At 64.8% G+C, this 1,655-nt stretch carries 1 pseudogene; it reads right to left on the bottom strand.

Features of this window, described 5'->3' with window-relative positions:
• Positions 1-300 precede the first annotated feature (300 nt).
• Positions 301-1,467 (bottom strand): annotated as a pseudogene (locus tag AC1Q5O_RS27205) (IS5 family transposase).
• Positions 1,468-1,655: the final 188 nt, after the last annotated feature.

Raw genomic sequence — 1,655 nt, 5'->3', positions numbered from 1 at the left:
CGATGAAACCCGACATGCCGATCCCCCGCAGCCATGCCAAAGTCTATCACAAAGCCGAGTTTCCACACAGTCTCGGCTCCAAGTGGACCTTCGTTGCAATGACGTCGATCGGCGGGGCTGGGCCGATCACGTCCTCACAGGCACGAAGGGCGGAAAGCGGACATTCAAGGCGTGCCTCGATCATTAGCAGGCCGCTGAAGAAGTCGGCGAGGCGGAACGGTTTTCCGATTGTGGGGCGTCGGGGTGGCCGTGCGTTGCGGTCTGGGCCGCAGGCGTTGTGAGACGGTCACCCGCTTTCGGTCATACCGCCAGCAGCCTTGGCAACCGGGCGAGGTTACTGGCGGCCATCGTCAGGACGAAGCGGGCGCGGACTCGTTCGACACCGCGATAGACCGTCTGGGCGAGGCCACCAACCGTCTTTCCCCAGCCGAACGGCTCCTCGATCCGCTTGCGATGCTTCTGGGACAGGGTGTAGCCCTCGTGCCGGGTGGTGCGGCCGTCGATCGCGGAATGCCGGGATTTCCTTGCGACGTGCGGCGTGACGCAAACTTGTCGCAGGTGGCGCACGAAGTCCGCGCTGTCATAGCCCTTGTCCGCGCCAAGCGTCAGCTTGCGGGTCGAGCCTGGGGAATGGGCGTGGATCATGTCCAGTGCCGCCCGGCGCTCGGCAGTGCCGTCGGCCCGGGTGAGATCGGCCTGCACGATCAGGCCGCTCCGGTTCTCCATCAGGGCGTGGCCCATGAAACAGAGCATCGCGCCGGTGCCTGGCGACTTCTTGTAGAGCCGCGCGTCGGGGTCGGTCGTCGATGCATGGGTGGCGTTGGTCCGCTTCTCGCCCTTGAAGTCGACCTCGGCATTGCGGTTCTGACGCGTGGGACGGGACATCGGGTCGGTCTCGGAAGGGGGCTGTTCGGCGTGGTTTTGGGCTGGGGTGTCGGGTCCGGGCGGGCCGCCCGGATCGTCGGGCGGCGCTTCGGTGCCCTTCGGCTGGAAGCTCTTCATCGACGCCCAGGCCTTGACCAGCGTGCCATCGACCGAGAAGTGCTCGTCCGACAACAGCGGCGCGACCTCGCGATGGGCCAGGATCGCCGCCATCACCTTGCGCGACATCTCGGTGGTCAGCAGGCGGTCCCGGTTCTTGGTGAAGACCGTGGGGACCCAAACCGGGTCGTCGACCCCCAGCCCCACGAACCACCGGAACAAGAGGTTGTACTGCATCTGCTCCATCAGTTGCCGTTCGGAGCGGACCGAGAACAGGATCTGGATCAGGCTCGCCCGGATCAGCCGTTCCGGCGGGATCGAGGGGCGGCCGAAGTTGGTGTAGAGCGCCGCGAACTCGGCATCGAGACCGGCCAGCGCCTAGTTGACCACCTGCCGAATCGCGCGCAGCGGATGCCGTACGGGGATGCGCGCCTCCAGATCAACATAGCTGAACAACGACCCGCTCGTCTCGTCCGTCCCGCGCATGCTCACCCCCAGAAAAAACCTGCACAGGGTGAATCACGTTCGACAAACTGGGCCAAGGCCCGACTTCTTCAGCAGCCTGTTAGACCGTCTAGTGTCGCGTTGCCCTTAAAGGGGGTCTGCCTCACTTTGTGTGGAGATCGGACAATTGGATGGGCATCATCCGCGCTCTGAGAAGCTCTGCACCCGCT

Source organism: Phyllobacterium sp. MT110, assembly GCF_058792715.1.
The sequence above is the reverse complement of the archived record's forward strand: the minus strand, read 5'-3'. Positions and strand labels throughout refer to the sequence as shown.